General features: G+C 38.3%; 15 protein-coding genes. 10 read left to right on the top strand and 5 right to left on the bottom strand.

The window, feature by feature from the left end; all coding sequences use genetic code 11:
• The first annotated feature begins 2 nt into the window (after window positions 1-2).
• Both PLANO_RS08625 and PLANO_RS08620 read left to right on the top strand, forming a co-directional pair.
• Window positions 3-2,837, top strand: coding sequence for a YhgE/Pip domain-containing protein (locus tag PLANO_RS08625; RefSeq protein WP_231554781.1), 2,835 nt, complete (start codon window positions 3-5; stop codon window positions 2,835-2,837).
• Window positions 2,838-3,068: 231 nt separating this feature from the next.
• Window positions 3,069-3,569 (top strand): GNAT family N-acetyltransferase, encoded by a 501-nt coding sequence (locus tag PLANO_RS08620; RefSeq protein ID WP_038704061.1) that lies wholly within the window; start codon window positions 3,069-3,071, stop codon window positions 3,567-3,569.
• A gap of 54 nt (window positions 3,570-3,623) precedes the next feature.
• Here the strand turns inward: PLANO_RS08620 and PLANO_RS08615 are convergent, their stop codons facing one another.
• On the bottom strand, window positions 3,624-3,986 hold the full coding sequence (locus PLANO_RS08615) for a winged helix-turn-helix transcriptional regulator (RefSeq protein WP_038704060.1): 363 nt from the start codon (window positions 3,984-3,986) through the stop codon (window positions 3,624-3,626).
• 369 nt (window positions 3,987-4,355) lie between these two features.
• Between PLANO_RS08615 and PLANO_RS08605 the strand changes: the two genes are divergently transcribed.
• The 3 genes from PLANO_RS08605 to gshAB all read left to right on the top strand — a co-directional run bounded on the left by PLANO_RS08605 (window position 4,356) and on the right by gshAB (window position 8,793).
• Entirely contained in the window at window positions 4,356-5,471 is a 1,116-nt protein-coding gene (locus PLANO_RS08605) for an S-(hydroxymethyl)glutathione dehydrogenase/class III alcohol dehydrogenase (RefSeq protein WP_038704058.1), read from the top strand.
• 4 nt (window positions 5,472-5,475) lie between these two features.
• Entirely contained in the window at window positions 5,476-6,309 is an 834-nt protein-coding gene (fghA, locus tag PLANO_RS08600) for an S-formylglutathione hydrolase (RefSeq protein WP_038704057.1), read from the top strand.
• 216 nt (window positions 6,310-6,525) lie between these two features.
• Entirely contained in the window at window positions 6,526-8,793 is a 2,268-nt protein-coding gene (gene gshAB / locus PLANO_RS08595) for a bifunctional glutamate--cysteine ligase GshA/glutathione synthetase GshB (protein WP_038704056.1), read from the top strand.
• A gap of 84 nt (window positions 8,794-8,877) precedes the next feature.
• Here the strand turns inward: gshAB and PLANO_RS08590 are convergent, their stop codons facing one another.
• Entirely contained in the window at window positions 8,878-9,396 is a 519-nt protein-coding gene (locus tag PLANO_RS08590) for a plastocyanin/azurin family copper-binding protein (protein ID WP_038704055.1), read from the bottom strand.
• A 252-nt stretch (window positions 9,397-9,648) separates the two neighbouring features.
• Here PLANO_RS08590 and PLANO_RS08585 point away from each other — a divergent pair, with 252 nt between their 5' ends.
• The gene (locus tag PLANO_RS08585; protein ID WP_038704054.1) at window positions 9,649-11,010 is read left to right on the top strand and encodes a hypothetical protein; all 1,362 of its coding nucleotides are present in this window, start codon (window positions 9,649-9,651) and stop codon (window positions 11,008-11,010) included.
• Between the two features lie 127 nt (window positions 11,011-11,137).
• On the opposite strand, the gene PLANO_RS08580 is transcribed toward PLANO_RS08585, so the two are convergent.
• Entirely contained in the window at window positions 11,138-12,100 is a 963-nt protein-coding gene (locus tag PLANO_RS08580) for a LacI family DNA-binding transcriptional regulator (RefSeq protein ID WP_038705418.1), read from the bottom strand.
• A 90-nt stretch (window positions 12,101-12,190) separates the two neighbouring features.
• Here PLANO_RS08580 and PLANO_RS15965 point away from each other — a divergent pair, with 90 nt between their 5' ends.
• Window positions 12,191-12,352: a hypothetical protein gene (locus PLANO_RS15965; protein ID WP_156108893.1), complete on the top strand. Its 162-nt coding sequence runs from the start codon at window positions 12,191-12,193 to the stop codon at window positions 12,350-12,352.
• 71 nt (window positions 12,353-12,423) lie between these two features.
• Here the strand turns inward: PLANO_RS15965 and PLANO_RS08575 are convergent, their stop codons facing one another.
• A complete protein-coding gene (locus PLANO_RS08575; protein WP_038704053.1) occupies window positions 12,424-13,074 on the bottom strand; it encodes a peroxiredoxin-like family protein in 651 nt (216 codons plus the stop codon).
• 76 nt (window positions 13,075-13,150) lie between these two features.
• Entirely contained in the window at window positions 13,151-13,465 is a 315-nt protein-coding gene (gene trxA / locus PLANO_RS08570; RefSeq protein WP_038704052.1) for a thioredoxin, read from the bottom strand.
• Between the two features lie 121 nt (window positions 13,466-13,586).
• Between trxA and PLANO_RS08565 the strand changes: the two genes are divergently transcribed.
• From PLANO_RS08565 to PLANO_RS08555, 3 genes are all read left to right on the top strand, one after another.
• Window positions 13,587-14,147 carry a CGNR zinc finger domain-containing protein gene (locus PLANO_RS08565; protein WP_038704051.1) on the top strand — a complete coding sequence of 187 codons (561 nt, stop codon included), beginning with the start codon at window positions 13,587-13,589 and terminating at the stop codon, window positions 14,145-14,147.
• A 182-nt stretch (window positions 14,148-14,329) separates the two neighbouring features.
• A complete protein-coding gene (locus PLANO_RS08560) occupies window positions 14,330-15,070 on the top strand; it encodes a metal ABC transporter ATP-binding protein (RefSeq protein WP_038704050.1) in 741 nt (246 codons plus the stop codon).
• Between the two features lie 2 nt (window positions 15,071-15,072).
• Window positions 15,073-15,930: a metal ABC transporter permease gene (locus PLANO_RS08555; RefSeq protein ID WP_038704049.1), complete on the top strand. Its 858-nt coding sequence runs from the start codon at window positions 15,073-15,075 to the stop codon at window positions 15,928-15,930.
• The last annotated feature ends 9 nt before the right edge of the window (window positions 15,931-15,939 follow it).

Genomic DNA, 15,939 nt, shown 5'->3' with positions numbered 1-15,939 from the left:
ACATGTTGAAAAAAGAATGGAAACAATTATTTTCAAAACCATTATTACTAGGAACGATGATTGTAATGATGTTTATACCGATTATTTATAGTGGATTTTTCTTAGGTTCTTCATGGGATCCTTATGGAAAGACAGATAGATTACCGGTAGCGGTAGTAAATGAAGACGTACCAGCAGAATATGAAGAGGAAACCTTATCTATAGGTGATGAACTAGTTGGAAACTTAAAAGAAAACGACTCTCTTGATTGGTATTTTACAAATGCTAAAGATGCTGAAAAAGGTATGGACGATGGAAAGTATTTTATGGTATTAACCATTCCTCAAGACTTTTCAGCAAACGCTGCATCGGTGATGACCGACCAACCTAAACGGATGAATTTACAATATGAAACCAATCCTGGACGTGGTTTTTTTATTGAATCAGTAAGTAAACAAGCAACGACAAGTATAAAAGAAGAAATTGCTGAAAGCGTAACAAAAGAATACGTAAAAGCAGTATTCACACAAATTGAAACAATTGGTGAAGGAATGGAAGAGGCAGCTGATGGAGCTGAGAAAATCGATTCCGGAACTGTACAATTGCAAGAGGGAAATGCCGAATTGATTGCAGGACTGGGGACTCTTTCGGAAGGTAGTTTGAGCTTTCAAGAAGGCGCTGAGAAATTAGAAGTTGGCGTGAGCCAGTTTGCAGTGGGAGCAACAGAATTAAATGAAGGAGCTAACCATTTAAACAAAGGAATCATATCGTATACAGCAGGTGTAGGCGAACTGCAAACCGGAATAAATGGTCTAGCTGAAGGAACTGCAGAGCTAACAGATAAAGGTCCACAACTTGTCCAAGGCTCTCAAAAACTGACACAAGGTCTTAGCTCACTTGTTCCTGGAGCTGAAAGATTAAATCAAGGGCTTTCGGAAACTCAAAATGGCAGTGCTCAGTTAACAAATGGGTTGAAAGAGTTACAAGAACAGACAAGTCAGTTGACAAGTAGCTCTAGTGGCATACAGCAATTGGTATCTGGTCAAGAAGCATTAGGGGATGGACTTTCTGAACTCTCTTCGGGTAGTTTAGCACTTCAAGAAGGACTTGAATCGTTAAAAGGTCAACTTCCTTCAGCAGATCAAATCGCTAGTTTACAGCAAGGACTTACAGCGATTCAAGAAAGTACAAACCAATTAAATAATGTTGTTTCTGTTGGTAGTACAGAAGGTATTTCGAACACTCAAGCCAATTTGGCGGCCGCACAACAGGCAGTTAGTGAGCTTCAAGGAACATCTTCTCAAGCTGCTATTGCGGCTCTAGAAGCAACCCCCACTTTTACTAGCTTAACGGCTGAACAGCAAGCTGAATTAACTACTGCGATAAGTGGGAGCTTAGAAAATCAAGCAGCAGCTCAACAAAATACAATCGATAAGCTGAAAGAGAGTCTGGCAGCAATTTCGACGAATATCAATGAGCAACTAGTTCCAACGTTTCAGTCTCTCGGGGCTTTACCAGAGAAAGTGGCTGAGCTAAATAACGCGATAGTCAGAGTGAACCCAGCAGCATCAACAGCGCTTGGCGGTTATTCAAGCATTCAAAATGCTCTTTCTACACAACTCATCCCAGGAGCAAAAACCTTGCATAATGGAACGGTTCAGGCAGTAGGAGCAAACGAACAACTTCAAGCTGGTATAAATAAAACGGCAGAAAATTTACCGCAACTCGCTTCAGCGGTTGATCGCTTAGCACAAGGGAGTTCTTCGTTGACTGAAGGTGTATCTTCACTTGCTTCTGGTTCAAAAGGGCTAGTAGAAGGTGCAAATTCATTGCAACAAGGATCTGAGGAGCTTGAAAAAGGAGCAGCTGCGTACACAGCTGGAGTATCTAAAGCGGCACAAGGAGCAGATCAACTTCAACAAGGCACAGCTGAACTTGCTGCCAACTCTGGGAAATTAAGTTCCGGCTCTGCTGACTTGGCAACTGGTACGGAACGTCTAACAGAAGGCGTTCATGCATTGTCGGGCGGTGCAGGTGAACTCGCAGGTGGAGCAGCTGACATACACAGTGGTGCAAGCAAACTTGAAGAAGGTTCAGGCGAATTGGGCAATGGTATTGGAGAGCTCGAAGAAGGTGCTGCTGAACTAGCAGACAAACTCTCAGAAGGAGCAGATGACATAGGAGATGCTCTTGTATCGGATGAGAATTTCGAGATGATTGCCGCACCTGCAACCGCAACCGAAAGCAAAAAGAGTGAAGTGCCAAACTATGGTCATGCGTTAGCACCTTATATTTTGTCATTATCACTTTTCGTTGGGGCTTTATCATTTAACTTAGTATTTCCAATAAACGCTCCAGCAGGACGCCCGACTTCAGGGTTTGCTTGGTGGCTCAGCAAATTTTCTCTTGGGTTTATCCAGGCAACCTCTGCCGCATTAATTGTGGATGCGATTATGTTGTTTGGCTTTAATCTTCAAGTCGAACATGTAGGTCAGTTTATCCTAGTTTCTATTGTGACTTCACTTACCTATATGTTCTTGATTATGTTTTTAAGTATCACTTTTGGAAACCCAGGCCGCTTTGCCGCTATGATTCTCCTCGTTCTTCAATTAGGTTCGAGTGGTGGGATGTTCCCGGTTGAATTGACAAACAAATTCTTCCAAAGTGTTCATGATTTTGTTCCGATGAGCTACGCAATTTTAGGTTTTCGAGAAGCCATGTCTTCGGCATATGGAACTGACACATTGATGATGAGTCTTTCCATATTAGGAGCTTTCATTTTAGTATTCAATATACTATTGTGGGGAGTCTTAAGTTTGAGAAGCCGAAAAGCATTTAAATTAGCAGAAGAAACGTAATAGAAGAAACTGTAAAAAGTTCTGCGATTTATAAACTGTAGTCAGCTTGATATTCGAGCTGGCTACAGTTTTTTTGTATCAAGTGACTTTGCGGATAGTATGTATTTATTACTTTAATAAATACTGATATCTTGATTTTTAAAGAGGTACTTTTACATGAGAAAGCGAAATAAAGCTGTGGGGAAAAATTTTGAATGAATTTCTAAATCGAGTTAAAGGTGTGAGGTACAAATGCCGTTTGTTCAGACAGAACGATTATCTTTAGTAACATTTACTGTAGAAATGATGCAAGCTGCGATAATAAATAAGTCAGAGCTTTCTAGTGTAAGCTCTTATCAAGTGGCTGATGAATATCCATCTGAACTATACAAAGAAATTATTCCATACAAACTTAAAAGATATAGCGTATATCCAGATGAAGTCGAATGGGAAGGAATTATTATACATAAGTTAGATCAAACAATAATAGGTGATATGGGATTTAGAAAAACAAGCGAAGAAAAAAGTCAGTTGGAATTAGGATATAGCATTGTTCCAAGCTATCAAGGGTTTGGTTATGCAACTGAAATGGCACAAGCGATGGTAAAATGGGGATTAAAACAAAAAGGGATAACAAGTATTGTGGCAAGCTGTGATAGTAGCAATATTGCTTCTATGCGAGTATTGCAAAAGGCTGGATTAATAGAAATAAAAGAAAAGCACGATAAAAAATATTGGTCAATCGAAAAGTGAGAAAGCGGCCAGTGTCTATTTTCTTAAAAGATACTGACCGCTCATCTAAATGAATTATTCACCAGGTGCTTTATTAGCCTCTTTTTCCACGAAGACACTAAATTCATCGCCCCAGTCACAAATGGAAGTGACGACGGGTTCTAATTGAAGACCAATTTCGCTTAATTCGTACTCAACTTTAGGGGGGACAACGGGATAAACATACCTTGTCACGATTTTATCTTCTTCTAGTTCTCTTAATTGTCTAATCAACATACGCTGATTGGCTTGTGGAAGTTTTTTTTGTATTTCACTTAATCTTAATGGTGAGTCGTGTAATAAACACCAAATGACTGCTATTTTCCAACGACCGCCAATTGCTGACAAGGCCAAATCCTTCCCAGAAAAATAAACTTTATCTTTATAATGAATTTCCAAGTGATTTCACTCCTTTGTGTTAATAATAACTCATAGTGACAAAAAGGTCAGTATTGTTTTAAGTTAAATGGTGTGTGATTATGTTTGTAAATGATATAAAGCATAGAAGTGAGGGAGAACAAATGAAAAAAAGAGGTGCTCTATTAGTTGAACAGAAAGAAACTGATCTTAAAAAGACCAGACTTGATAAAGATAAAACCATATGTGAAATAAATGAACGGACGATTATTGGACTCAAGCATCTTTATTTGTATCTCGCTTAAGAATTGAGTTTTATAGTGACAAAAACGTCAGTATTGTTTAATGCATTTTTGTATGTGAACATGGGTATAGACTAAAGTAGAAAAAACAGAAAGTAGGAATATAACTATGAAGAGTAAAGCAGCAGTCGCATTTAAAGCAGGAGAGCCCCTGCAAATCGTAGAAATCGATGTTGAAGAACCAAAAGCAAAAGAAGTCATGGTCAAAATCTTGTACACATCGGTGTGTCATACGGACGCATTCACGTTATCAGGCGATGATCCAGAAGGCGTGTTCCCGGCCGTATTAGGACATGAAGGCGGCGGTGTTGTCGTTTCAGTTGGTGAAGGCGTAACATCGGTGAAACCTGGCGATCACGTGATCCCCCTTTACACAGCGGAATGTGGCAAATGTAAATTCTGTCTTTCTGGTAAAACGAACTTGTGTAGTGCTGTTCGTGAAACACAAGGAAAAGGCTTAATGACCGATGGCACAACACGCTTCTCTTATAACGGCGAGCCCGTATATCATTACATGGGCACGAGCACATTTAGCGAATATACGGTCGTTAACGAAGTTAGTCTGGCAAAAGTCGATGAAAACGCACCGTTAGACAAAGTTTGCTTGCTTGGCTGTGGCGTTACAACAGGTATGGGCGCAGTGAAAAACACTGCAAAAGTAGAAGAAGGTGCAGTCGCAGCGGTATTTGGTTTAGGCGCAATTGGTTTAGCGGTTATTCAAGGACTAGTAAAAGCAAAAGCAAGCCGCATTATTGCAATCGATTTAAACGAAGACAAATTTGAATTGGCGAAGAAAATGGGCGCAACGGATTTTATTAACCCATCGAAATTCGATCGACCGATTCAAGAAGTGATTGTCGAGATGACTGATGGCGGTGTGGATTACAGCTTTGAGTGTATCGGAAACGTTAATGTCATGCGTTCAGCGCTTGAATGTTGCCACAAAGGATGGGGCGAAAGCATTATCCTCGGAGTTGCAGGTGCTGGAAAAGAAATTAGCACTCGTCCGTTCCAATTGGTGACAGGACGTGTATGGCGCGGGTCGGCATTTGGCGGAGTAAAAGGGCGTACAGAATTACCAGGTATGGTCCTAGACTATATGGACGGCAACATCGATTTAGAGTCGTTCATCACGCATCAATTAGATTTTCAAGATATCAACAAAGCATTTGAACTCTTACACAATGGCGAGTCGATTCGCACAATCTTAACATATGGAGAGTGAAAAGATGAGTCTCAATCTTAGTGAAACAAAAATCGCATTTGGTGGAGAACAACGTAAATACACTCATTTTTCGGATGTCTTGCAATGCGATATGACATTTAGCATCTACTTACCGTCTAATAAAGATCAACAAGAAATCCCTCTTATTTGGTGGTTGTCAGGCTTAACTTGTACAGACGATAATTTTAGTCAGAAAAGTGGCTTTCAGCGTTTAGCAGATCAACATCAAGTGGCAGTTATAATTCCTGACACATCCCCTCGTGGAGATAGTGTTGCAAATGACGATGCATATGACCTTGGACAAGGTGCAGGTTTTTATGTAGATGCTACTGAAAAACCATGGTCAGAACATTATAAAATGTATACGTATATTACAGAAGAATTAGCTGAAATTGCTTCTACTTTAGTTCCTAATTTCTCAGGTAAAGAAAGTATCATGGGACACTCGATGGGTGGTCACGGGGCATTAGTAATTGGATTGAAAAATGGACAACGCTTTAAAGCTATCTCAGCATTTTCACCAATTTTAAATCCAGTCAAAGTGCCGTGGGGGATTAAAGCCTTTTCGACATATTTAGGAGAAGATCAAACAGCTTGGAAATCTTGGGATGCTTCAGAATTGATTAAAAAAATGGAAGCTCCGCCAATTATGATTTCGCAAGGTACACAAGATGGCTTTTATCCAGAGCAGTTAGATGAGTCAAGTTTCCTGAAAAATGCTCATGAAAATAATCAATCTGTAGAATATACGAAAAAAGACGGTTACGATCACAGCTATTTCTTTATTTCGACGTTCTTGGATGATCATTTTGCTTTCCACATGAAGCATTTAAAATAAAAGCTAAAATGGGACAACCCTACATTTTACTTAAATGTAGGGTTGTCCCATTACTTTGAAATTCTAAACCATTCTAAGTTCAATTAAATGCATAGGCAATAAAAAGGAAGTTAGACTTAGGGTAAGGTATAATCAGCTTATATTGTTTTGAAAATAATAGAGTTATGTAATTAAATATTAAGCCCCAAAACATGTAAACTAAAAGGTTGTGATAATGTGGATATAAAAAAATTATTAGAAAACGATCGTGTAAAGCCCTATGTGTTAAAAGCCCGTTATGGTCTTGAAAAAGAAGGTCAACGAGTTGATATGACAGGACAGTTGGTTAACACGGATCATCCAGAAACCATTTCAAAAAGTGATGATCACCCCTACATAAAACGGGATTTTGCAGAAACACAAATGGAATTAGTTACACCTGTTTTAGAAACCTTAAAAGAGCTATTTGACTATTTAGAGTCAATTCATGAAGTAGCTTATCGATCTATGGATAAGAATGAAATGATTTGGCCTTTAAGTATGCCTCCAGAACTCCCAGAAAAAGAAGAAGATATTATCATTGCTAAACTAGCAGATGCTGAAAGCGTCCGGTACCGTCATTCATTAGCCGAGTCTTATGGTCGGCGTAAGCAAATGATCAGTGGAATCCATTATAATTTTGAGTTTAGTGAAGAATTACTTCGAGCTTTATTTGAAGCTCAAACTGAAATTACAGAGTTCCCTCAGTTTAAAACTGAAATCTATATGAAACTTACTAGAAACTATTTGCATTATCGTTGGTTAATAACGTATTTATATGGCGCTTCACCTAGTAGTGAAAAGAATTTCTTTGAAGACAATTCTTTAGTCGAACCGGTAAGAAGCATTAGAAGTAGTAAATACGGATATGTGAATCGTGACAATGTACAAGTTTCCTACAGCAGTTTGAATAAATACATCACGGACATAGCGACACTTGTCGAAAAAGAAATATTAGTAGAAGAGAAAGAGTTTTACTCAGCTGTTCGTCTACGAGGTGGAAACCAAGTTGCAGATTTAGAGGATCAAGGCATTGGCTATATCGAATTAAGAAATATCGACATTAATCCTTTTGATATTAACGGAATCAGTTATGAACAAGCAGAATTTCTGAATCTGTTTTTAGTTTATCTACTATGGAAAGATGAAAGTATTCATCATGACAAGTGGGTAAAAGAAGGCGAGCTTAATAATGAGAAAGTTGCACTTGAGCATCCTCTAGAACAAACTCAGTTTAAAGCAGAAGCTCAAACTATTTTAGATGAAATGGAGCAGTTGGTGAAAACTTTAGACCTCTCTGTTTCAGAAGAGCTATTTGTCAATGAGAGAGCTATGTTGGATGACCCTAGTAAAACGATAGCTGGTAGACTTTATAAAGAAAGTCAAGAAAGCAGTCAAAGTCAAGTAGCGGTTAACATTGCTAAAAAATACCATGAAAAAGCTTGGGATATGCCCTATCAATTGACGGCTTATACGGATATGGAATTGTCCACACAATTATTAATGTTCGATGCGATTCAACTAGGTATACAAGTAGAAATTGTGGATCGTCAAGATCAATTTTTGAAACTGAAGTTGAATGATCAGATTGAATACGTTAAAAACGGCAATATGACGAGTAAAGATAGTTATATCGCTACCTTAATTATGGAAAACAAAACTGTTACGAAAAAAATTCTTCAAAAACAGGGCTTCCGTGTACCTTCAGGTGATGAATTTAATAATATTGAAGAGGCTTTGCGTTCTTATGCTTTATTTGCTAAAGAAGCTTTTGTCGTAAAGCCAAAATCAACAAATTACGGACTAGGAATTTCAATTTTTAAAGATGGTGCAGCCTACGATGATTATGAGCAAGCTTTGAAAATTGCCTTTAAAGAAGATTCTTCTGTATTAATAGAAGAGTTTCTATCTGGTACGGAATATCGCTTTTTTGTCATAAATGATCAAGTAGTAGCAGTCATGGCTCGAATCCCCGCAAACATAATGGGGGATGGAAAAAAGACTATCGAAGAGCTAGTCGCTAAAAAAAATGAAGACCCGTTAAGAGGGAGAGACCATCGAACGCCACTTGAGAAAATTCAATTAGGCGAATTGGAAATTTTGATGCTTAAAGGTCAAGGAAAGCAAATAGATTCCATACCAGAAAAAGGCGAAGTTCTCTATTTGCGTGAAAACTCCAATGTAAGTACAGGTGGAGATTCAATTGATGTTACCGACCAAATTAGCGAAGATTATAAAAAAATAGCTATAGATTCAGTTGCAGCTCTTGGTGCGAAGATTAGTGGGCTTGATTTAATCATTGAGGATATTGAAGTGCCTGCTTCAAATGACAAAGCATATGGAATTATTGAAGCAAACTTCAATCCATCCATGTATATGCATGTTTTTCCGTATAAAGGAAAATCTCGTCGTTTAACAATGAATTTACTTCATTATTTATTCCCTGAGCTCGATAAAACGAAATAAAAATAAAGGCCGCCGGCAAACTACCGGTGGCCTTTATTTTTATTGAAAATTTATTTATTAAAAATTCGAACTTAAATTACATGTTTATTCAAAAGCAACGTTATGTTGAACTTGATCTTGATTTGTCCAAACAATGGTTGTTCCTGGAGCAACAGTAATCGACTCTTCACTAAAATCATAGTCTGCGATATCAACTTCTATGCTATCCATCGCTTCTGCACCTTCTTCTACGATTACAGTCATTTGCATGACAGGGTGTGGTTCACAGAAAATCGCAAATTCCCCAGGTTCGTTAAAAACAAAGCTTGTTGTTTCGCCATTAGATAGAAGGTTTGAAGCAGTACCACTCATCGCTTCAGGTGCATTTTCTTGTGCTGGTTCTTCTTCCGTAGTTTCCTCAGCAGGCTCTTCTTCGGTAACTTCTTCTTCGGAAGCTTCTTCAGTTACTTCTTCTTCCGGTTCTTCTGTTGTTTCTTCAGTCGTAGTTGATTGTTCTTCTGTCGCCGGTTCTGCTGGTTCCTCGGTTACTGGTTGTTCTTGACCACAAGCGGCTAGTGATAATAAACCTGCAGCAAGAATAAAGCTGAATTTTTTGTTAATCATTTTATTTCCTCCTCGTTTTTTGTTCTTATTAATAGAACGCAGAAAGATGAGAAATAGATTACTTTTGGAGAAAAAACTTTAAAAATGCTTTTCTTCTATATAAGGAGGCTAAAAACTAGGGTTATATTTTGTTCATTGATTCAAACTGAAATAATAAACTCAAATTAATTTCAAAAAAAGTGATCTAAAGTAAATCCCTTTGCGTTATGCCTGTATAACGAAAAAAAAAACAAACAAAGGGAGCGATTTTAGATGAAATTAAACAAAGTACTTTTAGCCTTACCACTTAGCCTAGCATTATTGGTACCAACAGCAGCACTTGCCGACAGCCACGGAGGACATTCGACAGCGAGCGAAGCTTCAATGGAAATGGCCACAGCGACACCCGCTGGAGAACTACGCATCGCACTTGATACGACGTTAACCGAGCATGCATTCCTTGCAATCGAAGCCATGCGTAAAGGCGTCGACGGCGCAGAAGATTTCGACCAAGCAGCAGGCGCGTTACTGGCGAACGCTGACGACTTATCCGCAGCAGTTGGATCGGTTTATGGCGAAGAAGGCGCAGCGCAATTTGACGAAGTATGGAAATCACATATCGGGTATTTCGTGGATTACGTAACAGCGACTGCTGAAGACAACCAAGAAGGCAAAGACCAAGCCCTAGCAGAACTGGAAAAATACAAAGTTGAACAATCTGAGTTTTTTGATACAGCAACAGGTGGCTTACTGCCAGCGGCAGCTGTTCAAGAAGGATTGGACATGCACGTTGATCAGTTGATCATGGCATTTGACGCATACGTGGCGGGCGATTTCGAAAAAGCTTACTCATTAGAGCGTGAAGGAATTCAACACATGAGCATGTTCGCAGAAAGCTTGTCTATTGCGATCACAACTCAATTCCCAGACAAATTTGAAAACACAAGTGCCGATACACCAGCAATTGACTTGCGTGCAACATTAAACCAAACGTTCACTGAACACGCAGGACTTGCGGTAATGGCAATGCAAGACGGCGCTGACGGCGCAGAAAGTTTTGACCAAGCAGCAGGCGCGTTACTAGCGAACGCTGACGACTTGTCGGCAGCTGTTGGATCGGTATACGGCGAAGAAGCGGGTGCACAATTTGAGGAAACATGGAAGTCACACATTGGCTACTTTGTGGATTATGTAACAGCAACAGGTGAAGGCAACAAAGAAGGCCAAGAACAAGCACGTGCAGAACTTGACCAATATATTGTGGACCAAGCCGCATTCTTAGATGCAGCAACAGAAGGACGCGTACCGGCGGATGCACTTGAAGAAGGCTTGACAGCACACGTTGGCCAACTCCTAGCCGCATTTGACTCATACGTAGCCGGCGATTTTGATGCAGCGTACAGCTCGATTCGCGAAGCATACGCACACATGCAAATGCCAGCAGCTGGCTTGTCAGCAGCAATCGTAGATCAGTTCCCAGACCAATTCGGTGCAACTGAAATGCCATCTGAAATGCCAAAAACAGGCATGGGCGGAATGGCTGACGAAGGTTCATTCCCAATCATGTGGGTACTAATCGGCTTAATGCTTGCGACATTGACAACAGTTGTAGCAGTTCGTACACGCAAACAATAATTAGACAGATAACAAAAAAGTTAGCCTAATCGGCTAGCTTTTTTTTGCTTCAGTAATAGAAAAAACCTCTAAGCATTTTTTGTGCTAGAGGTTTTGTTGATTTAATTTGATTGATAGCTTTGATCGTTTAAACAGTTTCTCTTTTAATCAATTTAACAAACAGTTCTTCGTGGTTAACTGCTCGAGGATTGATAGCTTGGCGCAATAAGTTTGAACCCATGTCAGTTAAAGGCATTTCAAATGTGGTTAGTTTCATTACTTTTGAGATGGGTTGATTGTCAAAACCGAGTATCGCCAAATCCTCCGGCACCGCTATATTGTTCTCTTTGCAGCAAACCAATATACCAGCTGCTACTTGGTCACTCGTAACGATTAAAGCGGTAGGGGGATTTGACATCGCATTTAAGCTTCTAATTATTTCTTGACCGTCTTCAAAATTCAAGCAGTCGTAAAATCGGTAATTGGATTCAAAAGGTTCGTTAATTTTTTTTAGAAAATCACGATAAGCTTTTTCGCGAGAACGACTATTAGAACCTTTTCTTCTAGCGAGACAGTAACCGATTTTTTTATGTCCTATAGTGTGGAGATAGTTTAAAGCTTCCGAAAAACTTTTGTAGTGGTCTATGAAAGTAGAGGAGATATTCTTTCCCCGAGTATCCTCACAAAGTATGATGGGGCCGTATTCCGTGTATTCATCTAGTAAAGTGAATGGGGAATTGCGAGAGCAAAAAATTAACGCGTCTACTTGTTTATGTTTCAGCATTTTTAATGCTTCAAGTTCTCTTTGTCCTTCATAATTTGTTTGAAAGAGAATTAATTTATAGTTATTTTTAACAGCTTCATTAGCTATTCCTTCTAGTAGTAATCCAAAATAAGGATGATTTGCATAAGGAATCACAACGCCAATGAGATTTGTCTCACCTTTGCTTAAATGTACAGCATTCATATTTCGTTGGTAATTTGTTTCTTTAATGGCTTTTTCAACGGCAATTCTTTTATCAACACTTACATATGGGTGGTTGTTTAAAACGCGAGATACTGTTGTTACAGAGACTTTTGCTATTTGGGCAATTTCTTTTATATTGGCGATATTGATCACTCCAGTAAATATAATGAAATTCTTTCTTGCTCTGAAACCCGTTTCATATTCTATGATGCATATATCAGAAGGAGGTATTTGATGTCTATATTACTAGGTATGGTCAGTTTAGCAATGATCTGTGCTTTTGTCCTTATTTTCGCAAGTTGCTCGATATCTGAATACAATAAAAACCACACTACAGTGAAAAAAGAAAAACTGAGTGAAGATTGTTATGCCTATTTGTTTAAAGTATATGATTAAACAAATAGGCATGAAAAAAAGCGCTACCCTAAAAAGTTGTATCAACTTTTTGGATAGCGCTTTTTGCTATATTATTTCATTTTTTTTAATTCTTCTACAACGGTTGATGGTTCTACACGATCTCTATAATCTGATTTTGTGTATTCATAGGCGATCGTTCCATCTGTATTAATAATGTATGTCGCAGATACAGGAAGTTTCCATGAATCTTCACCATTATACTTATCAACATTTAAACCGCTACTTTTGTAAATATCTACTAAGTAATCAGGTAATTGGAAGACCAAGTTAAATTGATTGGCTACTTCATTGTTTTCATCACTTAAAACGATGTATTCCAAATCATGCTTTTCTTGTATAGACATAGATTGATCTGGAGTTTGAGGGCTAATGGCAATCAATTCAGCATTTTGACCGTGAATCTCACCGATTACTTGCTGATAAGCACGGAGCTCCATATTGCAATACGGGCACCAGTTACCGCGGTAAAACGTTAAGACGACTGGCCCTTGTTTCAGCTGTTCGTATAGCTCAACTGTTTCTCCTGTAGCATTCGGTAAACTAAAGTTTGGCGCTTTTTCGCCTGTTTTTAATCCGTTACCTTGGTCAGAAGCTTCTAGCTCGTCAATTGCATTTTGCATCTGCTGTTGCGCTTCAATTGGTTTATTTTTCTTAAAGTTCTCAATGTATTCCTGAATTTCTTCTCTCATCTTAGTCGCCATTAACAAAAACTCCTTTTCGTAATAAAATAATTTAGGTTATTAAAAATGCATATGAACCCATTAGTAACTGTGTAAGTTAGATGTGTTTTTGAGCGATTGCAAGAATTTCATCTTTTTGTTGGAAGCCAACAGATTGCTCCATCAATTCACCATTTTTAAAGAAAAGAAGTGTTGGGATGCTCATAACCCCATACTTTTGTGCGATTTCTTGATTGTTATCGATATCTACTTGAACTACGCTTATGTTGTTTTGCTGATCTTCGTTGATTTCTTCTAAAGCAGGAGCGATCATTTTGCAAGGAGCACACCATGCTGCACCAAGTTCGGCAATTACAAAACCTTCTTTTGTTTCGTCGACAAATGTTGAATCTGTAACGTCTTTAATAGACATAGTATCTCTCCTTTATCGTCTTTTCTAACCTCTTGAATAATTCAAGTGGTTAGAAATAAACTTTACGATATGTTATGATAGAAGTCAATCATTCAGTCTCAATAAAAAAGGAGAAATGATCATGACCAATGTAGATGAAAATTATTATTCCTATATAAGTGACTATTTATTTATAAATTTTTTAAATACAATCAATATCAAAAAAATAGCGGTAACAGATTTTCTGGAAGAAGAAAATGGATTAGAAGATTGGCTATCGTTTATGACGAAACAAGGCATATTGACTTCCCAGCAAGTAGAGCAACTCGGAAAGTCCTTGATTGATGTAAAAAAGATAAAAGAATTTCGTGATCAGTGGAGAAGTTATTTAGAGAAACCGCTAGAAATACAAAATGCTTTTGAATCTTTAGCTATGCGTACAAAACAAACTCCGTTGTATTTTGATAAATCACTTAAACCAATTCCAAGTACAGGAGGGACAGCTGGTTTGCTTTCTATGCTTGCGTTTGAAATGCTTCAAGCCTATCATAATGGCATTTTCAATAGACTAAAGAAATGCGAGAGTTCCGTATGCTATGCATTTTTTATCGATACAAGTGGCAAGCGCAAATGGTGTTCGATGGAAGTTTGCGGAAATCGCGAAAAAGCGAGAAGAAACTATGCTAAAAAATTAAATTCCTAAATTTTTAACAACAAAAAGACAAAGCGCATGTTAAACGCGTTTTGTCTTTTTTGTATGCAAATATACAGAAGTGTGCAAAATCTTTTTTGTTTACATTCTTACATATAAAGTATAAACTATAGAAAAGTTTCCTTAAGGAAAGACATTTTAAAAAAGAAAATAAATGGCGGAGGGGAAGTAACATGATTCCTGCAATTAAATTACAAAATGTTGACGTCTCCTATTACGGTAGAACCGCAATTGAAGGTGTAGACTTAACACTTGAGCAAGGAAAAGTTCTTGGCATTATTGGTCCTAACGGTGCTGGGAAATCTACGCTGCTAAAAGCGCTGTTAAATCTAGTTTCTATCGACAAAGGTAGCATTGAAATACTAGGAGAGACGTTGAAAGAAAACCGCAAGCGAATAGCTTATGTACCGCAACGCAATGAGTATGACTGGGACTTTCCGATTCATGTTCTTGATGCTGTACTAATAGGTACTTATCCAAACTTAGGTATTTTCAAGCGCCCGAAGAAAAAAGATAAAGAATGGGCATATGAATGTTTGAAAAAAGTAGGTATGGAAAATTTTGCTCATCGTCAAATTGGCGAGTTATCTGGAGGACAGCAACAACGCGTCTTTCTTGCAAGAGCACTTGCTCAAAAGGCAGATATTTTCTTTTTAGATGAACCATTTGTGGGGATTGATGTATCAAGCGAGCAAATGATCGTTAAACTATTAAAAGATTTGCGTGATCAAGGAAAGACAGTTGTAGTCGTTCACCATGACTTGAGTAAAGCGAACGAATACTTTGATGAATTATTATTACTAAACAAACAAGTAATTGAGTATGGAAGTCCGCAACAAGTATTGAAACCAGAAATTATGCGGAGAGCATATGAAAGTGAATTATCTTTTTTGTATGAAGTTGGGGTGAACTGAATATGGCTTTTATCGAGGGACTTATTGAATACGACTTTTTGCAAAAAGCTTTACTTACATCAATAATGGTAGGAATTATTTGTGGAGTCATTGGATGTTTTATCATTTTAAGAGGTATGGCATTAATGGGAGATGCAATTTCACATGCGGTTTTACCTGGAGTAGCCATCTCATATGCCCTAGGTATCAACTTCTTTTTCGGAGCCGTATTTACGGGTGTGTTAACGGCAATTGGTATCGGTTTTGTTAGTCAAAACAGCCGGATTAAGCAAGATACTTCTATAGGTATTATGTTTACTGCAGCCTTTGCATTAGGCGTAATTCTTATTACGGTTCTTGAAAGTAGTACCGATTTGTATCATATTCTATTTGGTAACGTGTTGGCAGTGAGACCCTCAGACATGTGGATTACGCTTGGAACGGGACTCGTAGTTTTAGTTTCTGTTTTTGTCTTTTATAAAGAACTTTTGGTTACATCATTTGATGCGACAATGGCAGAAGTATACGGACTGCCAGTGAGATTGATTCACTACTTTTTAATGACGCTTTTAACAATGGTTACAGTTGCTTCACTTCAAACTGTTGGGATTGTGCTCGTAGTTGCGATGCTAATCACACCGGCCGCTACAGCGTATTTACTGACAGATCGTTTATCAACGATGATTTTTATTTCGGCAACTGTTGGAGCAAGTGCAGCAGTAATCGGCTTGTACTTTAGTTTCACATATAACTTAGCATCGGGTGCTACCATCGTGCTTGCAGCAACGACGTTGTTCTTTTTAGCATTTGTCTTCTCGCCAAAGCAAGGGTTGCTATGGCGCAAATTAAATGCCGCGAAAAAAAGAACAGCAATAAATTAATTTTTTCCA

Source organism: Planococcus sp. PAMC 21323 (genome assembly GCF_000785555.1).
Classification (GTDB): domain Bacteria; phylum Bacillota; class Bacilli; order Bacillales_A; family Planococcaceae; genus Planococcus.
The sequence above is the reverse complement of the archived record's forward strand: the minus strand, read 5'-3'. Positions and strand labels throughout refer to the sequence as shown.